We start from the raw sequence: 24,127 nt of genomic DNA on the forward strand, positions 1-24,127 counted from the left end.
GCAGGGAAATTCATCCTCAAACCGGCCAGTCGCAGACAAGCCCATGATCCGACAGAAGATATGAACAAAGGGTATTTGAACCTACCCGTAAAAAAGCGCATGCCTGCCCGTTTGCCGCCGCGCCGGCGCATCCCAAAACAAACAGGCCGGCGTTGCCGCCGGCCTGTTCCAGACACATCCATATAGTGAATCAGCCCTTGCGCAGCTTGGCGAAGGCCGCCGCCATCGCGGTATCATTCTGCGGAGCGGTGGATTGGCCGCGTGGCTGGCGTGGACGGTTGTCGGAACGGCTGTCGTTGCGGCCGCCGCGGCTATTGCCGGAACCGACCTCGTCGTCCAGGCGCATCGTCAACGCGATGCGCTTGCGCGCCACGTCCACTTCCAGCACTTTCACCTTGACCACGTCGCCAGCCTTGACCACCTTGCGCGGATCGTCGATGAACTTGTTGGATAGCGCCGAGATGTGGACCAGGCCATCCTGATGCACGCCGATGTCGACGAAGGCGCCGAAGTTGGCAACGTTGGTGACCACCCCCTCCAGCACCATGCCCGGCTGCAGATGCTTGATATCCTCGACGCCATCCTGGAAGGTGGCGGTCTTGAACTCCGGGCGCGGATCCCGGCCCGGCTTGTCCAGCTCTTTCAAGATATCCATTACCGTCGGCAGGCCGAAGCGCTCGTCGGTGTAATCGGTGGCGCGCACCGACTTAAGGAAAGAAGAATCGCCAATCAAGGTCTTCACGTCGCGACCGGCCTTGGCCACGATCTTCTCCACCACCGGATAGGCCTCCGGGTGCACCGACGACGCGTCCAGCGGATTGTCGCCGCCAGCGATGCGCAGGAAGCCGGCCGCCTGCTCGAAAGTCTTGTCGCCCAAGCGCGGCACTTTCAGCAAGTCCCTGCGGGTGCGGAAGGCGCCGTTCTGGTCGCGATAGGAGACGATATTCGACGCCAGCGTGGCGTTTAGGCCGGAGATGCGGGTCAGCAGCGGCACCGATGCAGTATTCACGTCCACACCCACCGCATTCACGCAATCTTCCACCACGCCATCCAGCGCGCGCGCCAGCTGGCTCTGATTGACGTCATGCTGGTACTGGCCGACGCCGATGGACTTGGGATCGATCTTCACCAGCTCGGCCAGCGGGTCCTGCAGGCGGCGGGCGATGGACACCGCGCCGCGCAGGCTGACGTCCATATCGGGGAATTCCCTGGCCGCCAGCTCGGACGCCGAATACACCGACGCGCCGGCTTCCGACACCACGATCTTGGTCATGGAGAGTTGCGGGAAGGCCTTGATCAGGTCCTGCGCCAGCTTGTCGGTTTCGCGGCTGGCGGTGCCGTTGCCGATGGAAATCAGGTCCACCTTGTGGCGGACACATAGCGCGCCGAGGATGGCGATGGACTTGTCCCACTCGCGGCGCGGCTCATGCGGATAGATGGCGGTGGCGTCCAGCACCTTGCCGGTATCGTCGACCACAGCCACCTTGCAGCCGGTGCGCAGGCCCGGGTCCAGGCCCAGGGTGGCGCGGCGGCCGGCCGGGGCGGCCAGCAGCAAGTCGTGCAGATTGGCGGCGAAAACCTTGATCGCCTCGCCGTCGGCGGCATCCTTCAACCTCGACACCAGCTCCAGCTCCAGCGACAGGAAGATCTTGGCGCGCCAGCACAGGCGGACGCCGTCCAGCAGCCACTTATCGGCGGCGCGGCCGGCATCCTTGACGCCGAAGCGGGCGGCGATCAGCTGCTCATAGGCCGAACGCTCTGTGATCGGCGTCTCGTCCGGCTGATATTTCAGCGCGACGCTCAGCACGCCCTCGTTGCGGCCGCGCAAGAGCGCCAGCGCCCGGTGCGACGGAATCGCCTTGATATGTTCTCGATGGTCGAAGTAGTCGGAGAACTTGGCGCCTTCGTTTTCCTTGCCCGCCACCACGGCGGCGGCCAGTTCGCCTTCGTTCCACAGCTTTTCGCGCAGCTGGCCCAACAGCTCGGCGTCTTCGGCGAAGCGCTCGATCAGGATGGCGCGCGCGCCGTCCAATGCCGCTTTGGCATCGGCGACGCCGGCTTCGGCATTGATATAGGTTTCGGCCAGCGCGTTCGGGTCTTGCGACGGATCGGCCAGCAGGCTGTCGGCCAGCGGCTCCAGGCCGGCCTCGCGGGCGATCTGCGCCTTGGTGCGGCGCTTGGGCTTATAAGGGAGGTAGAGGTCTTCCAGCGTGGTCTTGTTGTCGCTGGCGTAGAGGGCCGCTTCCAGTTCCGGGGTGAGCTTGCCTTGCTCGGCGATGCTCTTGAGGATGCTGTCGCGGCGCTCGTCCATCTCGCGCAGATAGACCAGACGCTCGGCCAGCATGCGCAGCTGGGTGTCGTCCAGACCGCCGGTGACTTCCTTGCGGTAACGGGCGATGAAGGGAACGGTGGCGCCGCCGTCGATCAGTTCGATGGTGGACGCCACCTGGGATTCGCGGACGGCAAGCTCAGCCGCCAGGCGGCTGGAAAGGCTTTTCAGCATCGGCTTTTATTCTTTCGCGTCGAACAAAAACCGCTACTGTACCGCCATCCGCCGCAAAATCAAGCCGCGACCGGACGCGCCAGCCAGGCCTGCGCTTCTTCTATCAGGTCGAAATACTGAACATGAGTATGGGACAGCAAGCCGGCGATGTGGGTGGCCAGGCGTATCCACACGTCGCCGACGACAATGGCCACGCGGCCCAGTTTCTCCTCATGCGCGCGCATGAACTTGACCTCCTCCATCGCCATGTCCAGCGTGAAGTCTTTCAGTTCAGTCAGGTCCAGCAGCATGTCCGGTTTGTCGCGCTCCTCCAGCCGCTTGAGCAAGGCCTGCTCCAGCAGCTGGAAATCAGCCAGCGTGAACTCGTTGAACAAGGCCACGTCCAGGCCATAATCCTGCTCACGGATCGAGATCATTTGCTTCTCCACTCCTGTTTGATTGTCGCAAACGCTTTGACTGTATTCTAGCGCCGTCCAGCCAACATGCCGCTGACCACGATCAAGCCCATCGCCAGCAGCGAATCCGCCGTCAGCGCGTCGCCCCACACCAGCGCGCCCAGCAGACAGGAAAACACCACGGTCAGATAGGACAGATTGGCCGCGGTCAGCTTGCGCCCCACCTTGTAGGCGCGGGTCATCGCCAGTTGCGCCAGCGTGGCGGTGGCGCCGACGCCCAGCAGCAAGCCCACATTATCCAGCGTCACCGGGTGCCAGCGCTCGAAACACATCAACAACAGGCCGCCGACGGTGGAAATCAGCGCGAAGTAGAACACCACCCGCCATTCGGCCTCGCCCTGCCGCCCCAGTTCCCGCACATGCAGATAGGACCAGCCGGCCAGGAAGCCGGAAGCCAGCCCCAACAAGCCGGCGAACCACACATCGCCGGACAAGGTCGGTTTCAGCAGCAACACCACGCCGACGAAGCCCAGCGCCAGCCCGCCCAGCGCCTGCGCCGGCAGCCGCTCGCGCAACAGCGCGACGGACAGCAAGGCCAGAAACATCGGCGAGGTGTAGGTCAACGTCGACGCCGTCGCCAGCGGCAGGTGGGCGATGGCGTAAAACGACATCAGCAGCGAGGCATAGCCGATCACGCCGCGCTGCAGGTGATAGCGCAGCAAGGGCGTGGCGAAACGCTCCCGCCGCCACAAGGCCGCGCCGCCCAGCGTCAGCACGCCGATCAAGGTGCGCCAGAACACCAGCTCCGTCGATGAGAAATGCTCTGCGCCCAACTTGACGAACAAGCCCATCAGGGCGAAGAACACCGCGGCCACAACCATCCAGCCGGAACCCAGGCGGAAACCCGCCAACCTGCCACGCACAAGCACTTTCTCGCCTTCCCTGCCAAGCGGCCCGCAGGCCGCGATTGCATACTCTTATTTCTTAGCCAAAGCCACGCTCAGGCAGATGGACTCCATCTGCCTGCGGTAGGTCTTGAACTCCGACGCGTTGGCGGTACAGCGCGCCTCCAGCAGCCGGTTCTTGTCCACCAACTGGATCACATGCAGATTATGGCGCACGATCCACAGCCGGTTGGACACGAAGCGGCCATCGCGATACTCGGTGACCAGCCGGCCCGCCTTCTGATTGACGCGGACGAGGTTGGCCGCCTCACGGTCGCCGTCTTCCTGGCGGAACATCGCCGCCAAGCGCGGCAGCGTATCGCCGCGCCCCGGCTTGCGCACGCCGATCTGCACCTCGATGGCGGCGCGCTCGCGCTGGTCAGCCTTGGGCGGGATCACCTTCAGCACCCGAATCCGATTGGCGACGCTGGCGCGCACTTTCCAGCCCGGCGGCAGCATGAAGCGCGCCTTGCTGACCGGATCGGCGTAAGTGGCCGCCAGCGCGAGCGGACTGGCCAGCAGCGCGCCCAGCGCCAGCATGCGGAAAATTGCGGGCATGATCTTGGCCGATGGAAGGATAAAAAAAGGCGCGGAATATCCCGCGCCCCTGCATTATGGCATTTAACTTGCCTATTCAGCCAGCCAATGCCGAGCCCATCAGGCGTCGATAATACTCGTGGAAGTGCTGCATGCCCTCCTCGGTCGGAGACTGGTACGGGCCCACCTCGTTGACGCCGGCCATCCACAGCGCCTTGCGGCCTTCGTGCATGCGGATGCAGATCTCGTCGTCTTCCTTGGCGGTTTCGAAGTAGGCGGCCTGCTCGGCCTCGATGAATTCCGGCTCGAACCACACCACGTCTTCCGGGTAGTAGAACTCGGTGATCACCGTGCACTTCTCCGGACCGCGCGGAATCACCACGCTGACCACCAGCACGTGCGGATACCACTCCACCATGATGTTGGGGTAGTAGGTCAGCCAGATGGCGCCGAACTCCGGCTGCTGTTCGGCATAGCGGCGGCGCACTTCCTCGTGCCACTTGCCGTACACCCTGGAGCCGGCGCGCGCCAGGCAGTTCTTCACGCCCACGGTCTGCACGTGGTAGCTGTCGCCCCACTCCCATTTCAGGTCGCCGCAATCGACGAAATTGCCGAGGCCAGGATGGAAGGGATCAACGTGGTAGTCCTCCGAGTACACCTCGATGAAGGTCTTCCAGTTGAAATCGTAATCGGCGCTGTGCGTCGAGTGGAAGGCATAGCCATCGAAGGTCATGTGCTTGGCGACGCCCAGCTTCTCCAGATCGGCCGCCACATTGCGGCGCGCGTCGAACAGCAGGCCGTTCCAGCGGGCCAGCTCGGTCTGCCCCAGGTTCAGGCATGGCGTTTCCGGAAAATGCGGCGCGCCCACCAGTTTGCCGCCGGCGTCGTAGGTCCAGCCGTGCAGATTGCAGACGATGTGGTTGCCGTTGCCGCGGCCTTTGTAGATGACGGCCTGGCGATGGCGGCAGACGTTGGAGATCAGCTTGATCTCGCCGTCCACGTTCTTGAGCATCTTGCCGTGGCCCAGCCACTCCAGCGTGTGATAGTCGCCGGGGTTGGGCGCCATCAGCTCATGGCCATAGTACTGCGGGGCGTCTGCGAACAGCAGCTCCTGCTCCTTGGCATAGAACGCGGGATCGAAATAGGTATAAATGGGTAGCTGGGCTGCGGATGCTTGAAGCAGTTGAGCAGAAGCCAGATCAGACATTATTCCCACACCTCCGTGGAAGAAGATATAAGACCAGCCGAATCTCGCTCGGGACGAGTTTGCGGGACTATCAAAAACAATCAATCAAAACAAGGGGGAACCCTGTCTTACGAGGGCGGAATTATGCCCTCCCCCCTCCCCCGGGGCAAGCGTTAATTCTTTGTGACAATTCTGTTCAGACACGGACTTGTAGAGGGATATGCCCCCACCCCCTGCCAATGGCAAACAATCTGCATGGCAGTTAATTAAAATCAAAGACTTGCCAAGTTTAGTGCGCCGCAACATTAGAAGCCGTTAATTTATAGTGATATACTAGGCTCGACTTTGTTGCCACATCGACTGTCTGATTTTCGCCTTGACCAGGCCGGACTGCTCATCGGCCCGGCTAAGGCCTTGATATGGCGAAGCGGATGATCGATACGCCCCGGGATGCCCGGGCGCAACAACAGGCTGGCTAAACCGCCCGCCATGCGCTACCACACGGTAAGGAAACCGGGCGCGCGGCCCTCTGGCCGCCGCCCGCGCTCCGGCAGCAAATTGGCTGCAAGCGCATCGCAGTGGATTATTTCACCGATTTCATCCTTTTTTTTCAAATTACATGTTCAAAGCTATGAATTCCAGCATCCTCGTCATCAATTGCGGCAGTTCCTCCCTGAAATTCGCGCTGATCGACAGCGCCAGCCACGAAGCGGTCATGACCGGCCTGGCCGAGAAGCTGGGCCTGGCCGACGCCTGCATCACCTTCAAGCACGACGGCGGCAAGCAGACCGCCCTGCTGTCGGCCCCGGATCACGCCGCGGCCATGCACGCCATCATCGAGAAGCTGCAGCAAGTGTCGCTGCTGGACAGCGTGAAGGCCATCGGCCACCGCGTGGTGCACGGCGGCGAGCACTTCAAGCAATCCGCGCTGCTGGACGACACCGCGATCAACGAGATCGAGCGCTGCATCAAGCTGGCCCCGCTGCACAACCCGGCGCACATCCTGGGCATCCGCACCGCGATCAAGGAATTCCCGAGCCTGCCGCAAGTGGCCGTGTTCGACACCTCCTTCCACCAGACCATGCCGGAAAAGGCCTACCTGTACGCGGTGCCGATGAAGCTGTACCGCGAGAACAGCCTGCGCCGCTACGGCATGCACGGCACCAGCTACCGCTTCGTGGCCGAAGAAGCCGCCAAGATGCTGGGCAAGCCGGCCGATGAAACCAGCCTGGTGATCGCCCACCTGGGCAACGGCGCGTCCATCGCCGCGATCCGCAACGGCAAGTGCGCCGACACCTCCATGGGCCTGACTCCGCTGGAAGGCCTGGTGATGGGCACCCGCTCCGGCGACATCGACCCCAGCGTGTTCGGCTACCTGGCCACCGAGCGCGGCATGGACATCACGTCCATCACCAATATGCTGAACAAGGAATCCGGCCTCTTGGGCCTGTCCGAGCTGTCCAACGACTGCCGCGAACTGGAAGAAGCCGCCGCCAAGGGCCATGAAGGCGCCAAGCGCGCGCTGGAAGTGTTCGCCTACCGCCTGGCCAAGTACGTGGCCTCGATGAGCGTGGGCGCGTGCCGCCTGGACGCCGTGGTGTTCACCGGCGGCATCGGCGAGAACTCCTCCTTCCTGCGCGCCGAAGTGATCAATCAGCTGGGCTTCCTGGGCCTGAAGCTGGACGCCGCCGCCAACGAAGCGTGCATCCGCGGCAACGCCGGCCGCATCACCGCCGCCGATTCCGTGCCGGCGCTGGTGATCAACACCAACGAAGAACTGATGATCGCCATGGACACCGCCAAACTGGCCGGTCTGGCCAAGTAAGAAAGGCAAGCGATCATGCAGACATTCTTTCTTGCCCCTACCGGCTTCAACGCCGGCCTGACCTCGGTCACGCTGGGCGCGATCCGCTCGCTGGAGCAGGCCGGCCTGCGCGTGGGCTTCGTCAAGCCCATCGCCCAGGACACCAAGGACGGCGAAGCCGAGCGCTCCACCCACTTCGCCCAGGCCATCTGCCGCCTGAACCCGCCGCAGCCGATCAGCATGGAGCGCGTCGAGCACCTGCTGTCGCAAGGCCAGGTGGACCAGTTGATGGAAGAGGTGGTGAGCCTGTTCCAGCAAGCCTCGCAAAACGTGGACGTGGTGATCGTGGAGGGCCTGGTGCCCGACCAGAAGCAGGTGTTCTCCACCTTCCTCAACACCAAGATCGCCCGCAACCTGCAGGCGCAGACCATCCTGGTGAGTTCGGTCAAGGCGCTGAACGCGACGGAAATCGCAGAACAGCTGGAAATGAACATCCAGGCCTTCGGCGCGCAAACCGTGTCCGGCTACATCCTCAACCACGTGCTGCCCGGCGCCGACCGCGCCGAGCTGGCGCGCGAAGTGCAGGAGTCCGGCAACCTGAAGAAAGCCGGCCTGCCGCTGCTGGGCGTGATCCCGTACCAGCAGGAACTGCTGGCGCCGCGCACCCAGGATGTGGCCCGCTATCTGAACGCCAATGTGGTGCACGCCGGACAGCAGGCCAACCGCCGCGTGCGCAACATGGTGGTGGCCGCCCGCACCGCGCCGAACATCGTCAACCTGCTGAAGCCGGGCGCGCTGATCATCACCCCGGGCGAACGCGAAGACGTGGTGATGGCCACCTCGATGGCCGCGATGAACGGCGTGCCGCTGGCCGGCCTGCTGCTGACCTGCGACTCCGAGCCCGATCCGCGCATCCAGCAGCTGTGCCAGCAAGCGTTCACCGGCGGCCTGCCGGTGCTGGCGACCTCGCTGAACTCGATGGAAACCGCCAGCGCGCTGAACGCGATGAGCCACCAGGTGCCGTCCGACGACCTGGAGCGGATGGAAAAGGTGATCGAGCACGTCGCCGAATTCCTCGACGTGTCCACGCTGAAGCAAAGCGTCGGCGAGCCGCGCGAAATCCGTCTGCCGCCGCCGGCCTTCCGCTTCCAGCTGATGGAAAAGGCGCGCAAGGCCAACAAGCGCATCGTGCTGCCGGAAGGCAACGAGCCGCGCACCATCCAGGCCGCCGCCATCTGCCAGGAAAAGGGCATCGCCCGCTGCGTGCTCTTGGGCAACCGCGCCGAGATCCTGCAAGTGGCCGAAACCCAGGGCGTGACGCTGCCGGAATCGGTCGAGATCCTGGATCCGAACGAAATCCGCGGCCAGTACGTGGGACCGATGGTCGAACTGCGCAAGGGCAAGGGCCTGAATGAGCCGATGGCGCTGGCGCAGCTGGAAGACACCGTGGTGCTGGGCACCATGATGCTGGCGATGAACGAAGTGGACGGCCTGGTTTCCGGCGCCGTGCACACCACCGCCAACACCATCCGTCCCGCGCTGCAGCTGATCAAGACCGCGCCGGGCTCCAGCATCGTGTCGTCCGTCTTCTTCATGCTGATGCCGGAACAGGTGTATGTGTACGGCGACTGCGCGGTGAATCCGGACCCGACCGCGGAACAGCTGGCCGACATCGCCATCCAGTCCGCCGACTCGGCCGTGGCCTTCGGCATCACCCCGCGCGTGGCGATGATCTCCTACTCCACCGGCTCGTCCGGCAGCGGCAGCGACGTGGAGAAGGTGCGCGAAGCCACCCGCATCGCGCAAGAGAAGCGCCCGGACCTGCTGATCGACGGCCCGATGCAGTACGACGCCGCCTCGGTGGAGTCGGTCGGCCGCCAGAAAGCCCCGGACAGCCAGGTCGCCGGCCGCGCCACCGTGTTCGTGTTCCCGGACCTGAACACCGGCAACACCACCTACAAGGCGGTGCAACGCTCCGCCAACGTGGTGTCGGTGGGCCCGATGCTGCAAGGCCTGCGCAAGCCGGTCAACGACCTGTCGCGCGGCGCGCTGGTGGACGACATCGTCTACACCATCGCCCTGACCGCGCTGCAGGCGGAGCAGACGCCGGCGAATTGATCTAAAACTTGATCACGCAAAAAAATGCCGCGTACATTTACAGGTGCGCGGCATTTTTTGAATCAAGACAATAACCGTCAGCAAAACAATTTCCCAGCAAATCATAAAACGACCAAAATCACATTGCATCAAACGCATTCTTGAATTTGCCATTCAACATAAGCGCAGTCGATCTGAATCCAACAATTTCGTTATCATGCTGCTTGATGAATGTCGACACATCGCCATACTCGCCATCATCAATAAGCTCCGCATATTCAGCATAAAAAACCGAATTATTCTTGCTCAGCAAAATCATTGACAAAAGGTAATTATCCTTTCCACCATAGCTGCCACCCAAATACTTCAAGCCAACTTTTCCGCTGTTTACCAAGAAATCATTCCATGAAAAAATCTTGGCGTAACTAATAGCCCTACAATCAAGAGACCTTTGATCCAGACTTAAAAGCTCTCTATCAATTATACTTTTCCCACCCCAGTCAGGATTGCACAAATCAGGAACCGATGCCAACCAGGTTCTGTTTTTAAAGCCTCCCAAAGGCATTCTCAAAATCAATAATTTCCTTGGCCGATTCTCCCCAATTATATCAGCCGAAACCAGCATCACTCGCCCATGAGGCACTGATTCAGATTTACTATCTTTGGATAAATCATTCAGAACGGGAATGTCTGCAGATGCCGCAACCAACACCCAATCACCAGCGGGCAAAGGTATATTCATACTGCCAACAGACATTGCTTCAGAAAAGCGAGAACCAACAGGGAAAGATGACTTGAATTTCTCCACTCGTTGCGATGGAGATTCAAAAAAACCAAACTTGACTTCAGCAGCTATCGAAGACAAAGAAAATAGGCTTAGAAAAATGATTACGATACCATTCATGATTCAATCCTCAATATAGAGCAATTTATACATGAAGAAATTCTCGTACCATTCAAGCACACACTACCAACCTTAAGGATCACCATCAATAAATAGCAAATCAGATGACCCATAACATTGAGCACTGCCAGCAGCGCCACTCAAAAGTTCAACATAGCCCATCATCATCAAATAGTCATCCAAGACACATCGTCCGGATCACCCCCTATTCTTCCACATTCAACTTTTAGACATTTTAATTAGTATTTTCATTGAGTAATTTCCAAATCCGTTAACAAACCCAAGATACCACCCTAATTGATATAAAGGAGTCACACGTCTCTATTCCAATAGGGCTCTCAATTGCCGCGCCACCCCGGCCTGGTCGTGGTCGCCTATCACCGGCGCGTCCGGCAGGCGGCGCTTCAACTCCGGATGCGCGTTGGCCATCACGTGCGGCAGGCCCGCCAGCGCCAGCATTTCCGCGTCGTTGAGGTTGTCGCCGAAGGCCGCGCAGTCTTCCGCCGCGATGTTCAGGTGATCAAGCAGGCGGCGCAGCGCGCTGCCCTTGTGCACGCCGGGCGCCATCACTTCCAGGTAGCAGACATGGGAGTAAGTCATGGACACTTCGTCGCCCAGCTCGCGGGCGATGTCGGCCTCCACCTCCTTCAGTTGCGCCGGCGCGCCGCAGAAAATCACCTTGGACACGTCGTCGGCCTTGAAACCCGCCAGGTCCTCGATTTCCGTCACCTCGCCGGTGTAATGGCTGAACTCGCGCTTGCTGTGGTAGGCCATGATGCAGTCGTCGCGGTAGACGCCCAGCTCGGTTTCCCGGATCAGCTCCGGCCGCAGCAGCCTGGCCAGCAACTCCGGCGACAGCCGGCTTTGATGCAGCAGCGCGCCGTCCGCCAGGTGGATGCGCGCGCCGTTGGCGCTGATCACCGGCACCGGCGGCAGATCCCGCGGCCACAGTTTCCGCACCTGGCGCTCGTGCCGGCCGGTGGCGACGGCCAGGGCAATGCCGCGCTCCGCCGCCGCCTGCAAAGCGGCGCGCGTCTCGTCGGCCAGCCTAGAATCCTTGTCCAGCAGGGTGCCGTCCAGATCGGAAACAATCAGTCGCATATCGGAATCTCCGTGTTCGCATCGCTGAATTGTGCACGATCACGCAAAACCAGGCAAATAATTGTGCATAATCCCGCGTAAATCCTGCCATTTCTTTGACTGAGCCTGCACGATCGTGCAACACTCCCGTCATTCCGTTTGACTTCAACCCCGCCATGTCCAAAGAACGCGCAAGCGCCAACCAGCCCTCCGGCCGCCATCAATACATCCGCCAACAGCTGCGGCTGCACGGCCGGGTTTCCGCCGGCGAGCTGGCGGCGGTGCTGGGGGTGTCCGAAGACTCGATACGCCGCGACCTGCGCGAACTGGCGGCCGACGGCGCCTGCCAGCGCGTGTACGGCGGCGCCATCGCGCTGACGCCCAACCGCCGCGGCTTCCTGCAACGCCGCCACGAAAACACCGAACGCAAGGCCAGGCTGGCCTCCGCCGCGGTGCGGCTGCTCAAACCCGGCCAGTTCGTGTTTCTGGACGGCGGCACCACCAATCTGGAAATCGCCCGCGCGCTGCCGGAGCAGCTGCCGCTGACCGTAGCCACCAATTCCATTCCCATCGCCGCCGCGCTGTTTGGCCAAAAACAGCTGTCGGTGCTGGTGCTGGGCGGCAGCCTCAATCATCAGAGCGGCGACGCGCTGGGCACCACCGCCACCCGGATGCTGGACACGATGCGGCCGGACATCTGCTTTCTCGGCACCTGCTCGGTGGACGGCGAGCTGGGCGTGGGCACGGTGATGGCCGACGAAGCGGCGTTCAAGCGCCATCTGGTGGAGCAATGCGGCCACACCGTGCTCGCCGTCACCAATGAAAAGCTGGACACCGCCTCTCCCTTCATCGTCGCCCCGCTGTCCGACATCGGCACGCTGATCATCGAGCCCGACGCCGACCCGATCCGCCGCGCCCATCTGGAAGCGGGCGGCGCGCCTTTGCTGATCGCGGACTGATCTTCCACCCTTTCGGCATATTGCCTCCAATCAAACATTTGTTTTAAAGTTCTGCACGGCGCGCATCCTCGATAAAACCATTACAAATCAGCGCGCTTTTGCAAACGGAACATCCTTTGGAGGGGAATCCATGTCGATACAGGCCATCACCGAATGGTTCATCCCGGACGACGTCCGGCAGATTCCGGAACAGGCGATACGCGCGCGCACCGTGGTGGGCGTCGGCTTGCTGGCCGGCCTGATGGCGCCGCTGTTCGCCGTCGAATACCTGATGCTGGGCCACTATCCGATGGCCGAAGGCATCGCGCTGGGCGGGCTGGGGCTGCTGTGCGGCCCGCTGCTGCTACGCCTCAGCGGCGCGGTGCGCGTCACCGCCGAATTCATCACCAGCTGCATGTACGCGATGGTGTGCTGGATGGTGTTCGTCAATGGCGGCATCCTCTCCACCAGTCTGATGTGGTTCGCTGCCATCCCCTTCACCGCGGTGTTCATCGCCACCCGCCGCTCCGGCATGTTCTGGCTGGCGATGTCGCTTGCCGCCGTCGGGACCATCATGTGGCTGTCCGGCATCGACGCCCTGCCCAAGAGCCCGCTGCCGCATGAGGAGCTGCCCAAGCTGCAGGCCAAGTCGCTGGCCGGCCTGTCGCTGGTGGTGCTGGTGCTGGCGCTGGCCTTCGACAAGGCCAAGAGCAAGAGCTTCGAGAAGCTGGAAACCGCGCGCGCCGAAGCCGAACTAGCCGGCGAGGCGCTGGCGCGGATGATGGAGCAGATCGGCCATTCGATACGCGACGCCTCCGGCGCCAGCCGCCAGATCGCCGACAGCACCGGCAGCATGGCGCGCACCATGGCCGAGCAGCGCGAGCGCTCCGAAGACATGGTGGTGGTCGCCCAGCAGATGGCGGTGGTCACCAGCCAGAACGCCGAACAATCAACCACCGCCACGCTGCTGGCGCAAAACTCCGGCGAAGCCGCGCGCGAGGGCGGCAAGGCGATGAACCAGGCGGTGGACCAGTTGGGCCGCGCCGGCGAAGTGATAGGCCACGCCTCGGATCGGCTGGAGGAGCTGGGCCAGCGCAGCGCCGAGGTCAGCGGCATCGTGCAACTGATCCGCGACATCGCCGACCAGACCAATCTGCTGGCGCTGAACGCCGCGATCGAAGCGGCGCGCGCCGGCGAAACCGGCCGCGGCTTCGCGGTGGTGGCCGATGAGGTGAGAAAACTGGCCGAACGCACCCAGAACGCCACCAAGGACATCGAAAGCAAGATCCGGGTGATCGTCGACGGCACCAATGAGGCGCTGGTGGCGATGCGCGACGGCAACCAGCAGATGCAGGCGGGCCGCGGGCACGCCAAGGAAGCCCAGCTCAAGCTGTCCGGCATCATAGACGGCGCCGGCGAGCTGGCCGGCCTGCTGCAGCAGGTGTCCCAGGCCGAGGCCAGCCAGAACCAGGGCTTCTCGCAGTTCGCCGGCGACATCGTCGCCGTCGGCGAGTCCAGCCGCAGCCTGTCCGGCGAAACCCACAACATCGCCGAAGCGGTGCGCCGGCTGGACGAGCAGATGGACAAGCTGCATCAGGCGATGAGCCGGCAGGAGACGTCGCCTGCCACTTCCGCCACACGCCGCGAAACCTACCTGAATTGACGTTTTAGCCCTACGTCCCGCCCCCAGGCGGCGGGACGTCTCTATTCGAAGCTGCCGGCTCCAAGCCAAGCAATGGTTCGGCGGCCCGCCAGGATTGACACCGAGCCCCACCATCCCTAGCCTGCAACGCCTCTCAGCCAAACCCGCAGCCAAACGCCCGCATGCCCTCGCCATCTCATCGCAAACCCGCCATGGCCTCGCAAGACCGCCTGTTGCCGCTGTCAAACCGGTTTTTGCAAATGGCATCCGGAGATTTGGCCGGCCAGGCCAATCTGAAGCGGCTGCGCGCCATTCACCTGATCATCGGCGCGCTGACCGCGCTATTCGGTCTGCTGATGCTGGCCATGCCCTTGTTTGCCGACATACAAAACAAGCCTGTAGCCGGCATTCTGCTTTGCCTTTTCCTAGCAGCCCTGGGGCTGGGCGGATCCTACGCCGTCCTCCGGAACTGGCGACATCCTCCCCATCATGAACTCAGCCTGAGCGACGAAGCCCTGCATTACAAAACCCCGTCTTCCTGGCTGCTGGATGGGCCGCGACAGGAAAGAACCATTGCCTGGCGCGACATCGTCCCCGCCGCCGATGGCCAGCCTGACGTGCGGACCGAATTCACTACCAGCCAAGGGGTCACCCGGGATCTGGTTTTCTGGCACCGCGATGCCCAAGGCACGGTCCGGATGCAGCGCATCCCGCTGCGAAGATTTTCCCGCGGGACCTTTGTCAACGGCGACGAGCTCAAGCTCGCGCTGCTGGTGCGCCTGGCGTCACGGCCCGATCTGCGGTTTGCCCCATCGGTCTTCATCGGCATGCGAATCGACCCGGCGAGCTGGCGCCCGATGAGCAAGCCCTTGCTCGCGCAAGCTCTGGGCGGACTGGCATCGATGGCGATCCTCCTCGCCACCGTGTGGAATCTGGATGTCGGCGCCGGCGCATCCAGCCTGCTGCCCATCTTGGCTGCGATGCTGTGCTGCGCCATCGCCGGTACGCTGCTCTGGCACTGCCTGTTTCCGCAATGGCGTCATCCCATCCGATTTCAGCCTATAGAAACCGAAGCCCGCGACTGACTCCGGGCCGAAGCCGCCGGCTCAGATATAGCCCAGCTCCAGCCCGCGCAGCACCGCGCGCACCCGGTCGCGGACACCGAGCTTGGACAGGATGCTGGAGACGTGATTCTTGATCGTGCCTTCGCTCGGCCCCAACGCGTCGGCGATTTCGCGGTTGTTGAAGCCGCCGGCCATCAGCGCCAGCACTTCCACCTCGCGGCCGGTCAGCCGCTCCGGCAGGTCCAGCTTCGGGAAGTCGCCGCCGCCGCGCACGCCGGCCAGCACCCGCTCGGTCAGGCCCGGGCGGAACAGCGTCTCCCCAGCCTCGGCCCGCCTCACTGCGTCGGCCAGCCGCTCCAGCGAGATGTCCTTCAATAGAAATCCCCTAGCGCCGGCGCGCATGCCGGCCAGCAGGGCCTCGTCGTCGTCGAAGGTGGTCAACAGTATGGTGGGCGGCGCGCCGCCGCGGTCATTCAGCGCCCTCAGCAGCTCGATGCCCGACATGCCGGGCATCCTCACATCCAGCAACAACACATCGGGCCGAAAAACAGCCAGCCGTTCCAGCGCCTCGGCGCCGTCCGCGGCCTCCAGCGCCACCTGGATGTCGCCGGTCAGTTCCAGCAGACCGCGCACGCCGCTGCGCACCAAGGCCTGATCGTCCACTACGCCGACGCGGATCACGCTTCGGCTTCCCGAAACACCCTCGTCCATCCCTCGTCCTTTCCATCCAATCGGCCCAGGCTCAGCGCCGCGCCGCCGTCGTCCGTGCCGGACAGGCTCAGCCTGCCCGGGCGATCGCCCAGCATGTCCAATCCCTCCCTCGCCGCCGCGAACACCCGCCAGGCCAACTCGTCCGATACCGCCAATGGCGCGATGTCGGCTTCTATCCGCCGCCCCTCGCACAGGCGGCGCAACGCGGCCTGCAAGGGCGCGGCCCGTCCGCTGCGCTCCGCGCCGACCATGGACCTCACCTCGGCCAGCAGTTGCCGCGCCGCCTGCCGCGCCTCCCGCAGCGGAGGCTCGGCCTTGCCTGCGCCGCGCCTCAGCATCAGCTCCAGTTGCAGATTCAGAGCGGAAAGATGATGGCCCATGCCGTCGTGCAGCTCGCGCGCCACTCGCAAGCGTTCGCAATTGCCCGCGGCGCCGGCCAGCAATTGCCGCGCGGCCAGCAGGCTGGCATGGGTGGCCTCCAGCCGCTCCCGCCGCCGGCGCTCGGTCGCGCCCAGGCAGCCCACGCCGAATGTCAGCAGCTGAAAACCGCCGCCCAGCGCCGCATCCAGCCATAACTGTCCCCGCTGCCGGTCCAACGGCGGGGTCTGGACCTCGGAGCCGCTGACATTGCAGACCAGCTCGTTCCCATCCAGACGCTGCGCCTGCCAGGCGCAAGCCAGCGCCATCAAAGCCAGCTGCGCGCCCAGCGCCGTCCAGGCGGCCCGCCAGGACAGCAACAGCGCCAGTTCGGCCGCCGTCAGGTACAGCAGCTTGTCGTCGACCAGCAGCGCCAGCGCGACCTGGCCCGCCACCAAGACGGCCCTCGCCGCCGGCCGCGGCGTTTTCCCGCCCGCGGCGGCGCAGCGCCACAGCATCCAGCCGAACCCCGCGAAGCCCACCCCGTAGGCCGCCTGCGCCAGCCACAACTTCTCGGCAGGCCCCAGCAGCAGCAGCAAACGCTGATGCAGATGGGACAAGCCCCCCTGGCCCAGCCATGCCAGCGGCAGCGCTTGCCGCAGCCACAGCGCCAGGCAGGACAGCAGCGCGACCGCGCGAAACAGTGCCAGCGGCGATGGCGACGCGCCCCGCCTCATCGCTCGCCTCCCGCCAGCGGCAGCCAGACGCGCAGGCAGCAGCCGCCCGCCTGCGGCGACAGGATGTCCAGCGTGCCGCCCCTTCCCTCCACCCGCTCGCGCATGCCGGCCAGGCCATGGCCGCTCGGTTCCGCCACCGCCGCGTCCAGCCCGCGGCCGTTGTCGCTGACCGTGACCGCCACGCCGCCGCGCGCCGGCTCCAGCCTCACTGCGGCCCTCGCGGCGCCGGAATGCCGCAAGGCATTGCTCAAGGCCTCCTGCACGCAGCGGAAAACCGCGTGGGCCAGCGCCGGCTCGTCCAGGATCAGCCCGTCGGCGATGTCCAGCCTGACTGCCGGCGACGGAATGCCGCGGCACAGCGTGGCCAGCGCGCCTGGCAAATCGAACGGGACGGCTGCTTCCGGCCTGCCGGCGGCGCGCAGCTCCTCCCCCAGCAGCCTCGCCGCTTCGCAGGCGGCGTCGATGTCGCCGTCCGCCGCGTCTCCCGGCTGCGCCCGAACCAGGCGCAACTGCAGCTGCAAACCCGCCAGCTGATCCGCCGCCTGCAACCTCAGGCCATCGGCGATCCGGGCGCGCTCGGCGCCACGCACCGCCTCAGTCAACAGCAACTGGGTAGCCTGCAGTTCGGCATTGGCGGCTTCCTGCCGCCGGCTGCCGCGCCGCGCCTCGGCCCAGCCGTAGCCGACGCAAAAAGCGAAGGCCTGGAACACCAGCCCTTGCAGCCAATCCAGCGCCGCCATGACCCAGAACGGCGGCGGCAAGGCGCCTGGCAGATTGCAGGCCGGGTGGCCGTCGCCCACCCGCGCCAGGTAAGGCAGCAAGGCCGCGTCGATCAGCGCCGCCTGCAGCAAGGCGCCCGCCGCCGCCGCGCGCCACGGCCACAGGAAAGCCAGCTCCGCCGCCACCAGGTAGCCAAGGCCAGGCTCGGTCCACGCCTCCAGCGCCGCGGCGATCAGCATCTGCGCTGCCAGCCATGGCCATAAACGCGCCGGCGGCCCCTGGTCGCGCAAGCAGCGCCAAAGAGACAGCATGAACAGCGCGATCAGGCCGGTGAACACCAGCAGCGCCGCATCCGGCAAGGCCAGCCAGCCGGAAAGGACCCGCGCCAGCCGCGCCGGCCACAGCCAGGCGTCGGCCTGGGCGTTCAACAGCGGCGCAGGCGCTTGCGCGAGGTCGATCGCGCCGGCCGCCATCATCAGCAGGCAGGCCAGCAACAGGGCGCGGCGAAACAGGCCGGGACGGCCCACGGCGGCGTTGAGCAAAGCGGACATTGGATCGACATTCCGGCGCATGAGAGGGATCAGCGCGGCCAGGGCCGCGCAGCAGCCGACAGCGTAGCACAAGGCCGACGCCATGCCGCCGGCATCCGCCCCCATTTCCCACTCCGTACGCGCCAGCGAGCGCACCGCCCATCTCAACCCATCCAGCATGCAGGCCTCCCGTCTCGATCCGGCCAAGCATGCCGCCGCGCCGATCGGCCCGACAGTGCCGTTAGTCATGTCCGCGGCCTCTATCTTCCGGCACATGCGCGCCCCGCCCCGGCCCGCCGACAATGCGGCATCCGGCCCCACGGCCGCCCATCCGAGAAAGGACGACAAAATGAAACGGCATTCCGCCCTGGCCGCCTTGGCGCTGCTGTCGCTGCACCTTCCCGCCGCCCGCGCCGCGGACAGCTTCGGCTACGGCAAGATAGGCACCGGCGCCGAGCTGGGCGTCGGCTACGCGCTGAACGACGATCTGGACCTGCGCGTCGGCATCGCCGACACCTTCCGCTACCAGCAAGACAAGAGCCTGGACGGCTCGTCCTACCAGCTGAAATCCCGGGCCAACCCCGGGCTGGCCGCCAGCCTGGACTGGCGCCCGGCGCGCGGCAGCGGCTTCCGCCTGACTGGGGGGCTGCTGCTGTCCGGCAAGCCGCGGGACGACCTGGCGTTCTCGGCCAACGGCGCGGGCAATTACCCCCTCAACGGCAACGTCTACGCCGCATCGGCCATCGGTTCGCTGAACGGCAAGGTGGAATACCGGCAATTGGGCGCGTACCTAGGCGCGGGCTGGGATTTCACGCTGCCGGCGGCGCCCCGCTGGCGCGTCACCGCCGATCTGGGGGCGCAACTGCGCTTCGGCGGCAAAGCCACGCTGAATCCGGCCGGCGGCATCGCCGCGTCGGACCTGGCCGCGGCGCAGCAGAAGCTGGACCACGACCTGGGCGGCACCCGCTTCCATCTCAGCGCGGGCGTGGGCCTGAGCTACGCGTTCTGATGTGGAAAAGGCCTGCGCCGCCGATGGCGCAGGCCTCTTTAAACTCCGGCCAGCCGGGCTTCAGAATGCGTACTGGCCCGGCTGATACCCTCCCGCCGGCGTGTCGCAGCCGATGGACACGCGGTTCCAACCGTTGATCGCGACGATGGCCCAGGTCAGATCGACGGCTTCCTTGTCGTCGAAATGCCGCGCCAGCTCGGTCCGCAGCGCCGCTTCCGGATGCCCCGCGGCCACCTGCGTCAGCGCCTCGGCCCAGGCCAGCGCGGCGCGCTCGCGCTCGGTGTAGCACGGCGCTTCGCGCCAGGCTGACAGCAGGTACAAACGCTGCTCGGTTTCGCCTGCCGCGCGCGCGTCCTTGGTGTGCATGTCGATGCAGAAGGCGCAACCGTTCAGCTGCGACACGCGGGTCTTCACCAGCTCGAGCAGGGCGTGATCGAGGCCGCAGCCGCGGATGTAGCGCTCCAGCCCCGCCTGGGCCTGATAGCCTTGCGGCGAGATTTTCGGATAGTCGAGAAAACGGGACATGCTTGCTGCTCCTGAATGGGTTTTGGGAAGTTGCGCGTTAGCCGCGCGGCGCGAATAGCGCCTGGGCGTCGGCATAGCCCAGCGGGGTTCTCAGCGCCGACAAATCGCCCGCGTCCCGCAGCGCCGTCGCAGTCCGGCCCAAGGCCTGCATCGCCACCAGCGCCGGACCGATGGCGGTGCTGACGCGCGCCACGCCCAGCGCGGAAAGCTCGGCCAGGCCCGGCAAACCGGGCATCGCGGCGGCATTGACCGGCGCCGGCACGGCGTCGCACAGCTGCGCCAGCAGCGCGGGATCGGACAGGCCCATGGGGAAGACGCCGTCGGCGCCGCTGTCCAGGTACAGCCGCGCCCGCGCCAGCGTCTCGTCGAAACGGGCTTCGGCCGGGCCTTCGCCATGCAGGAACAGGTCAGTGCGGGCATTGATGAAAATGGGCACCTCCAGCGCGTCCGCGGCGGCGCGGGCGGCCTGCAGGCGTTCGCGCATCTCGTCCGCGCCGCGCAGCGAGAAGCGGCCAGCGGCGTCGTAACGGCCGTCCTCCAGATTGACGCCCGCCGCGCCGACGCGGATCGCCGCGGCGACGGTGTCCGCCACTCCGGCCGGCGCATCGCCGTAGCCGTCTTCCAGATCCACGCTCAACGGCGCCTTCAGCACCCTGGCGATGCGGGAGACGGCGGCCAGCAGCTCCTCGCGCGGCAGCTCGCCGCCGTCGCGGTAGCCAAGCGACCACGCTACCGCGGCGCTGCTGGTGGCCAGTGCGGGGAAGCCGGCCTGCTCGAACACCCGGGCGCTCAAGGCGTCCCAGACATTGGGCAACAACAGCGGCGTTGAGCCCTGATGCAGGCGGCGGAAGGTCTGGGCGCGGTATACGGCGTCGGCATGGTTCATCGGCATTCCTTGTCGGTTGGCGGTCATTTGGCTACCCGGCAAGATACCGGCGGGATGGTACAATGCTGAGAGCCAAAAATCGTCAAAACGAGTAGGCCATGATTCCCGACGCCCTCCAGTTCGAATTGCTGCGCGGCCACGCGTCGCCGCTGCATCGCCAGCTCTATCTGCGCATCCGCGAAGCCATCCTGGCCGGCCAGCTGCCGCCGGGCGCCCGCCTGCCGGCCACGCGGGTGCTGGCCGCCGACCTCGGCATCTCGCGCGGTACCGTCGACCAGGCCTACGGCCAATTGCTGGCGGAAGGCTTTCTGCTCAGCCGCGCCACCGCCGGCACCGTGGTCCATCCCCAACTGGAGGCCCGACGCCCCGATCCATCGCCCCCCTCGGCAACCGGTCCGAAGCCAGTCCTGGCCGACTCGCCCGAGCCCGCCCCGCCGCGCCCCTTCCAGCTCGGGCTGCCCGCGCTGGACGCCTTCCCGCGCAAGCTGTGGGCGCGGCTTGCCGGCCGCCGCGCCAGGGGCTTGTCGCTGGCGCGGCTGAATTATCCCGACCCCGCGGGCTATCCGCCGCTGCGCGAGGCCATCGTCCGCCACCTGGCCCTGTTTCGCGGCATCCAGTGCTCCGCAGATCAGATATTCATCACCAGCGGCTTCCAGGCCGCGCTGGGGCTGGCGGTCCGCACCCTGCTGCGCCCCGGCGACCCGGTCTGGATGGAGGACCCCGGCTACTTCCGCGCCAGCGGCGCGCTGCGGCTGGCCGGCGCCAGGCTTGCGCCTGCGCCGGTGGATAGCGATGGATTACAAGTGGACGAGGCGATCCGCCGCGAACCCGACGCAAGGATGGCCTACTGCACGCCCTCCCACCATTCGCCGCTGGGGATCACGCTGTCGCTGCCGCGCCGGCTCGAGCTGCTGGACTGGGCCGCGCGGCGGCAAGCCTGGATCGTCGAGGACGACTACGACGGCGAATTCCGCTACGACGGCCCGCCGCTTCCCGCGCTCAGCAGCCTGGACCGCTCCGGCCGGGCGCTCTACATCGGCAGCTTCAGCAAGACCCTGTTTCCCGGTCTGCGCCTGGGCTATCTGGTGACGCCGCCCAGCGAGGCGGCGCGCTTCGCCGAGGCCTGCAATCTGCTCTCCCCCTCGCCGTCCATCCTGGATCAGGCGACAACCGCCGACTTCCTGGATCAGGGCCACTTCGCCCGCCACATCAAGCGGATGCGCGCGCTCTACGCCCAGCGCCGCGCCGCGCTGGCCGCCGCCTTGCAAGCCGAATGCGGCGCGCGGCTGCGGCTGGACGGCCAGGCGGTCGGCCTGCAACTGACCGCCTGGCTGCACGACGGCGAAGACGACCGCGCGGCGGCGGCGCGCCTGAGCGCCAGCGGATTGGCGGGCCAGCCGCTGTCCGCCTTCAGCCTGGAATGCGGCCATCCTCCGGCTCTGCTGCTGGGCTTCGCCAATGTGCCGGCCGAGCAGGCGCCCGCGCTGGCGCGGCGGCTCAGGGAGGCGCTGGACGCGCGCTAGGGATGCCTCTTCGGCTCAATTGTTGATTCAGAAAATGTTATGTTATAACTTTCTTTATATTCAATGCAATGATATAACATCTCAAAATTCACACGACCTGACCTAGATGACCATCGCCGCCAACCGATACGCAAGCGCTCGTCTTTCCGACAATCTGGCCGATCTCGCCGCCATCTTCGACCCCAACGTCGAACTCTGCCTGTACCGTCGTCCGCCGATAGCCGACATCGCTGGCTATCTGTGCCGCGCCGGACGCGACGGCTTGCCAGGCCTGGGCTGGCGGCGCGTGCTGACGCCCGGCGAGGCCGTCGACGCGCCGCTGGCCGACCTGCCCGGCCGCGAAGCGCTCTACGCCGATATCGCCTGGCTGTGTGATCTGTACGCCACGCTGACCGGTTGCGACCGCGTCGGCGCGCGGCTGGAAGTGCTGAGCGGCGCGATGTGCCCGCGCTTTCACGTCGACCGGATCGGCTTGCGCCTGCTGTGCTGCTATCAGGGCCCCGGCACCGAGTGGCTGCCCGACGCCGCCGCCGACCGCGCCCGCTTGGGCGTCGACACGCAGTCAGGCCTAGTGCGCGACGCCGCCGCCATCGGCCGGGCGCTGCCGTTTTCGGTGCTGCTGTTGAAAGGCGCCGGATGGCCTGGAGCCAACGGCGGCGCCATCCATCGCTCGCCGGCCCCTGCGCCGGGCGAGCCCCGGGTGCTGCTGGCGCTGGACGCCGTGTGCTAGCCCCCTCCCCGCAAACAAGGAGTCAAAACATGAACATGCTGCCTGTAACGGTGCAGTCCGGCTTTCTCGGCGCCGGCAAGACCACGCTGCTGAACCACATTCTGGCCAACCGCGAAAAGGCAAGCGGGTGGCGGTGATCGTCAACGACATGTCCGAAGTCAATATCGACGCCCGCCTGGTGCGCGAAGGCGGCGCCCAGTTGTCGCGCGCCGAGGAAAAGCTGGTGGAGATGAGCAATGGCTGCATCTGCTGCACGCTGCGCGAGGATTTGCTGCTGGAAATCCGCCGCCTTGCGGCGGAAGGCCGCTTCGACTACCTGCTGATCGAATCCACCGGCATCTCCGAGCCGCTGCCGGTGGCGGAAACCTTCACTTTCCGCGACGACGATGGCCGCAGCCTGGCCGATCTGGCGCGGCTGGACACCATGGTGACGGTGGTGGATGCCTGCAATTTCCTGCGCGACTACGCCTCGCGCGACAGCCTCACCGACCGCCAGGCCAGCCTGGGCGAGGAAGACGAGCGCACCGTGGTGGATCTGCTGATCGAACAAGTGGAGTTCTGCGACGTCATCGTGCTGAACAAGACCGACCTGATCCGCGCCGAAGCGCTGGCCGAGCTGGAGGGCATTCTGCGCTCGCTGAACCCGCGCGCCGACATCGTGCGCAGCGAGTTCGGCCGCGTGCCGCTGGACAGGGTGCTAAACACCGGCCGCTTCGACTTCGACGCCGCGGCCGAGGCGCCGGGCTGGCTGGCCGAACTGCGCGGCGAGCATGTGCCGGAAACCGAGGCCTACGGCATAAGCAGCTTCGTCTACCGCGCGCGCCGTCCCTTCCATCCGCAGCGGCTGTGGCAATGGATGCGGCAGGAATGGCCCGGCGTGGTGCGCTCCAAAGGCTATTTCTGGCTGGCCAGCCGGCCGCAGTTCGCCGCCTTGTGGTCGCAGGCTGGCGCGGTGGCCCGCCATTCCTGCGCCGGCTTGTGGTGGGCGGCGCTGGAGCGCGCGGAATGGCCCCAGGACGAAGACAGCCTGGCGCTGATCCGCTCGCGCTGGGCCGAGCCGTTCGGCGACCGCCAGCAGGAGCTGGTGCTGATCGGCATGGACATGGACCGGCAGGCGCTGACGGCCGGCTTCGACGCCTGTCTGCTGAACGATGCCGAATTGGCCGGCGGCATGGCCGCCTGGGACACGCTGGATGATCCGTTCCCGCGCTGGGAAATCCGCGAGGAAGAGGCCGAGGACTGATGCCAAGCGCGGGCGGCTCGCCGCCGCCCGCTCTGCTATAATCGGCGCTTTCCGCAATTCTC

The 24,127-nt window shown here is 65.4% G+C and carries 23 protein-coding genes; 11 read left to right on the forward strand and 12 right to left on the reverse strand.

What is annotated here, in order from left to right; genetic code table 11:
• A partial coding sequence (locus VL52_RS25430; protein WP_235429314.1) for a hypothetical protein occupies positions 1-186 on the forward strand: 186 nt, incomplete at its 5' end.
• Between the two features lie 4 nt (positions 187-190).
• On the opposite strand, the gene VL52_RS15320 is transcribed toward VL52_RS25430, so the two are convergent.
• The 5 genes from VL52_RS15320 to VL52_RS15340 all read right to left on the reverse strand — a co-directional run bounded on the left by VL52_RS15320 (position 191) and on the right by VL52_RS15340 (position 5,586).
• Entirely contained in the window at positions 191-2,503 is a 2,313-nt protein-coding gene (locus VL52_RS15320; RefSeq protein ID WP_046157841.1) for a Tex family protein, read from the reverse strand.
• Between the two features lie 59 nt (positions 2,504-2,562).
• Positions 2,563-2,919 (reverse strand): SpoIIAA family protein, encoded by a 357-nt coding sequence (locus VL52_RS15325; protein WP_046157842.1) that lies wholly within the window; start codon positions 2,917-2,919, stop codon positions 2,563-2,565.
• A 47-nt stretch (positions 2,920-2,966) separates the two neighbouring features.
• Positions 2,967-3,779: a DMT family transporter gene (locus VL52_RS15330; protein WP_046157881.1), complete on the reverse strand. Its 813-nt coding sequence runs from the start codon at positions 3,777-3,779 to the stop codon at positions 2,967-2,969.
• A gap of 96 nt (positions 3,780-3,875) precedes the next feature.
• The gene (locus VL52_RS15335; RefSeq protein ID WP_046157843.1) at positions 3,876-4,400 is read right to left on the reverse strand and encodes a hypothetical protein; all 525 of its coding nucleotides are present in this window, start codon (positions 4,398-4,400) and stop codon (positions 3,876-3,878) included.
• Between the two features lie 76 nt (positions 4,401-4,476).
• Positions 4,477-5,586: an aromatic ring-hydroxylating oxygenase subunit alpha gene (locus VL52_RS15340; protein ID WP_046157844.1), complete on the reverse strand. Its 1,110-nt coding sequence runs from the start codon at positions 5,584-5,586 to the stop codon at positions 4,477-4,479.
• Positions 5,587-6,196: 610 nt separating this feature from the next.
• On the opposite strand from VL52_RS15340, the gene VL52_RS15345 reads away from it, so the two are divergent.
• Both VL52_RS15345 and pta read left to right on the forward strand, forming a co-directional pair.
• The gene (locus VL52_RS15345; RefSeq protein ID WP_046157882.1) at positions 6,197-7,390 is read left to right on the forward strand and encodes an acetate kinase; all 1,194 of its coding nucleotides are present in this window, start codon (positions 6,197-6,199) and stop codon (positions 7,388-7,390) included.
• A 15-nt stretch (positions 7,391-7,405) separates the two neighbouring features.
• Complete coding sequence (pta, locus tag VL52_RS15350) at positions 7,406-9,487, forward strand: phosphate acetyltransferase (protein ID WP_046157845.1); 2,082 nt, start codon at positions 7,406-7,408, stop codon at positions 9,485-9,487.
• A gap of 118 nt (positions 9,488-9,605) precedes the next feature.
• Here pta and VL52_RS24680 read toward each other — a convergent pair whose 3' ends face one another.
• Positions 9,606-10,370: a hypothetical protein gene (locus VL52_RS24680; RefSeq protein ID WP_144410287.1), complete on the reverse strand. Its 765-nt coding sequence runs from the start codon at positions 10,368-10,370 to the stop codon at positions 9,606-9,608.
• 321 nt (positions 10,371-10,691) lie between these two features.
• Complete coding sequence (locus tag VL52_RS15360) at positions 10,692-11,471, reverse strand: HAD family hydrolase (protein WP_046157847.1); 780 nt, start codon at positions 11,469-11,471, stop codon at positions 10,692-10,694.
• Between the two features lie 155 nt (positions 11,472-11,626).
• Between VL52_RS15360 and VL52_RS15365 the strand changes: the two genes are divergently transcribed.
• From VL52_RS15365 to VL52_RS15375, 3 genes are all read left to right on the forward strand, one after another.
• Positions 11,627-12,409 carry a DeoR/GlpR family DNA-binding transcription regulator gene (locus tag VL52_RS15365; RefSeq protein WP_046157848.1) on the forward strand — a complete coding sequence of 261 codons (783 nt, stop codon included), beginning with the start codon at positions 11,627-11,629 and terminating at the stop codon, positions 12,407-12,409.
• Positions 12,410-12,539: 130 nt separating this feature from the next.
• Positions 12,540-14,051 (forward strand): methyl-accepting chemotaxis protein, encoded by a 1,512-nt coding sequence (locus tag VL52_RS15370; protein ID WP_046157849.1) that lies wholly within the window; start codon positions 12,540-12,542, stop codon positions 14,049-14,051.
• 191 nt (positions 14,052-14,242) lie between these two features.
• On the forward strand, positions 14,243-15,115 hold the full coding sequence (locus VL52_RS15375; RefSeq protein ID WP_046157850.1) for a hypothetical protein: 873 nt from the start codon (positions 14,243-14,245) through the stop codon (positions 15,113-15,115).
• A gap of 21 nt (positions 15,116-15,136) precedes the next feature.
• Here VL52_RS15375 and VL52_RS15380 read toward each other — a convergent pair whose 3' ends face one another.
• The 3 genes from VL52_RS15380 to VL52_RS15395 are packed head-to-tail and all read right to left on the reverse strand — an operon-like array spanning position 15,137 to position 18,398.
• Positions 15,137-15,805 carry a response regulator gene (locus VL52_RS15380; protein WP_235429315.1) on the reverse strand — a complete coding sequence of 223 codons (669 nt, stop codon included), beginning with the start codon at positions 15,803-15,805 and terminating at the stop codon, positions 15,137-15,139.
• Complete coding sequence (locus VL52_RS23430; protein ID WP_052729331.1) at positions 15,772-16,899, reverse strand: histidine kinase dimerization/phosphoacceptor domain-containing protein; 1,128 nt, start codon at positions 16,897-16,899, stop codon at positions 15,772-15,774. The genes VL52_RS15380 and VL52_RS23430 overlap by 34 nt, the downstream gene beginning before the upstream one ends.
• The gene (locus tag VL52_RS15395) at positions 16,896-18,398 is read right to left on the reverse strand and encodes a sensor histidine kinase (protein ID WP_144410288.1); all 1,503 of its coding nucleotides are present in this window, start codon (positions 18,396-18,398) and stop codon (positions 16,896-16,898) included. Before VL52_RS15395 ends, VL52_RS23430 begins: the two co-directional genes overlap by 4 nt.
• 100 nt (positions 18,399-18,498) lie before the next feature.
• Here VL52_RS15395 and VL52_RS15400 point away from each other — a divergent pair, with 100 nt between their 5' ends.
• The gene (locus VL52_RS15400; protein WP_144410289.1) at positions 18,499-19,158 is read left to right on the forward strand and encodes a BamA/TamA family outer membrane protein; all 660 of its coding nucleotides are present in this window, start codon (positions 18,499-18,501) and stop codon (positions 19,156-19,158) included.
• Positions 19,159-19,218: 60 nt separating this feature from the next.
• Here VL52_RS15400 and VL52_RS15405 read toward each other — a convergent pair whose 3' ends face one another.
• Both VL52_RS15405 and VL52_RS15410 read right to left on the reverse strand, forming a co-directional pair.
• On the reverse strand, positions 19,219-19,683 hold the full coding sequence (locus VL52_RS15405) for a carboxymuconolactone decarboxylase family protein (RefSeq protein WP_046157854.1): 465 nt from the start codon (positions 19,681-19,683) through the stop codon (positions 19,219-19,221).
• Positions 19,684-19,720: 37 nt separating this feature from the next.
• Positions 19,721-20,569 (reverse strand): isocitrate lyase/PEP mutase family protein, encoded by an 849-nt coding sequence (locus VL52_RS15410; RefSeq protein ID WP_046157855.1) that lies wholly within the window; start codon positions 20,567-20,569, stop codon positions 19,721-19,723.
• 98 nt (positions 20,570-20,667) lie between these two features.
• On the opposite strand from VL52_RS15410, the gene pdxR reads away from it, so the two are divergent.
• From pdxR to zigA, 4 genes are all read left to right on the forward strand, one after another.
• Positions 20,668-22,092 carry a MocR-like pyridoxine biosynthesis transcription factor PdxR gene (pdxR, locus tag VL52_RS15415; RefSeq protein WP_046157856.1) on the forward strand — a complete coding sequence of 475 codons (1,425 nt, stop codon included), beginning with the start codon at positions 20,668-20,670 and terminating at the stop codon, positions 22,090-22,092.
• 106 nt (positions 22,093-22,198) lie between these two features.
• Positions 22,199-22,822 (forward strand): DUF1826 domain-containing protein, encoded by a 624-nt coding sequence (locus tag VL52_RS15420; RefSeq protein ID WP_046157857.1) that lies wholly within the window; start codon positions 22,199-22,201, stop codon positions 22,820-22,822.
• Between the two features lie 29 nt (positions 22,823-22,851).
• Positions 22,852-22,959 carry a GTP-binding protein gene (locus VL52_RS25590; RefSeq protein WP_268753716.1) on the forward strand — a complete coding sequence of 36 codons (108 nt, stop codon included), beginning with the start codon at positions 22,852-22,854 and terminating at the stop codon, positions 22,957-22,959.
• Positions 22,950-24,065: a zinc metallochaperone GTPase ZigA gene (gene zigA / locus VL52_RS15425; RefSeq protein WP_268753717.1), complete on the forward strand. Its 1,116-nt coding sequence runs from the start codon at positions 22,950-22,952 to the stop codon at positions 24,063-24,065. Before VL52_RS25590 ends, zigA begins: the two co-directional genes overlap by 10 nt.
• The last annotated feature ends 62 nt before the right edge of the window (positions 24,066-24,127 follow it).

The organism is Chromobacterium vaccinii (assembly GCF_000971335.1).
GTDB lineage: Bacteria > Pseudomonadota > Gammaproteobacteria > Burkholderiales > Chromobacteriaceae > Chromobacterium > Chromobacterium vaccinii.

Excerpts from the sequence above, each read along its gene's own strand:
- VL52_RS15340 (WP_046157844.1), bottom strand. The coding sequence starts at position 5,586 with ATGTCTGATCTGGCTTCTGCTCAACTGCTTCAAGCATCCGCAGCCCAG.
- VL52_RS15380 (WP_235429315.1), bottom strand. The coding sequence starts at position 15,805 with ATGGACGAGGGTGTTTCGGGAAGCCGAAGCGTGATCCGCGTCGGCGTA.
- VL52_RS15370 (WP_046157849.1), top strand. The coding sequence starts at position 12,540 with ATGTCGATACAGGCCATCACCGAATGGTTCATCCCGGACGACGTCCGG.
- VL52_RS15375 (WP_046157850.1), top strand. The coding sequence starts at position 14,243 with ATGGCCTCGCAAGACCGCCTGTTGCCGCTGTCAAACCGGTTTTTGCAA.
- pta (WP_046157845.1), top strand. The coding sequence starts at position 7,406 with ATGCAGACATTCTTTCTTGCCCCTACCGGCTTCAACGCCGGCCTGACC.
- VL52_RS15365 (WP_046157848.1), top strand. The coding sequence starts at position 11,627 with ATGTCCAAAGAACGCGCAAGCGCCAACCAGCCCTCCGGCCGCCATCAA.
- VL52_RS15400 (WP_144410289.1), top strand. The coding sequence starts at position 18,499 with ATGAAACGGCATTCCGCCCTGGCCGCCTTGGCGCTGCTGTCGCTGCAC.
- VL52_RS15395 (WP_144410288.1), bottom strand. The coding sequence starts at position 18,398 with ATGACTAACGGCACTGTCGGGCCGATCGGCGCGGCGGCATGCTTGGCC.
- VL52_RS25590 (WP_268753716.1), top strand. The coding sequence starts at position 22,852 with ATGAACATGCTGCCTGTAACGGTGCAGTCCGGCTTTCTCGGCGCCGGC.
- VL52_RS15345 (WP_046157882.1), top strand. The coding sequence starts at position 6,197 with ATGAATTCCAGCATCCTCGTCATCAATTGCGGCAGTTCCTCCCTGAAA.
- VL52_RS15320 (WP_046157841.1), bottom strand. The coding sequence starts at position 2,503 with ATGCTGAAAAGCCTTTCCAGCCGCCTGGCGGCTGAGCTTGCCGTCCGC.
- VL52_RS15335 (WP_046157843.1), bottom strand. The coding sequence starts at position 4,400 with ATGCCCGCAATTTTCCGCATGCTGGCGCTGGGCGCGCTGCTGGCCAGT.
- VL52_RS15410 (WP_046157855.1), bottom strand. The coding sequence starts at position 20,569 with ATGAACCATGCCGACGCCGTATACCGCGCCCAGACCTTCCGCCGCCTG.
- VL52_RS15330 (WP_046157881.1), bottom strand. The coding sequence starts at position 3,779 with ATGGTTGTGGCCGCGGTGTTCTTCGCCCTGATGGGCTTGTTCGTCAAG.
- VL52_RS15420 (WP_046157857.1), top strand. The coding sequence starts at position 22,199 with ATGACCATCGCCGCCAACCGATACGCAAGCGCTCGTCTTTCCGACAAT.
- VL52_RS24680 (WP_144410287.1), bottom strand. The coding sequence starts at position 10,370 with ATGAATGGTATCGTAATCATTTTTCTAAGCCTATTTTCTTTGTCTTCG.
- VL52_RS15325 (WP_046157842.1), bottom strand. The coding sequence starts at position 2,919 with ATGATCTCGATCCGTGAGCAGGATTATGGCCTGGACGTGGCCTTGTTC.
- VL52_RS23430 (WP_052729331.1), bottom strand. The coding sequence starts at position 16,899 with ATGAGGCGGGGCGCGTCGCCATCGCCGCTGGCACTGTTTCGCGCGGTC.
- VL52_RS15360 (WP_046157847.1), bottom strand. The coding sequence starts at position 11,471 with ATGCGACTGATTGTTTCCGATCTGGACGGCACCCTGCTGGACAAGGAT.
- pdxR (WP_046157856.1), top strand. The coding sequence starts at position 20,668 with ATGATTCCCGACGCCCTCCAGTTCGAATTGCTGCGCGGCCACGCGTCG.
- VL52_RS15405 (WP_046157854.1), bottom strand. The coding sequence starts at position 19,683 with ATGTCCCGTTTTCTCGACTATCCGAAAATCTCGCCGCAAGGCTATCAG.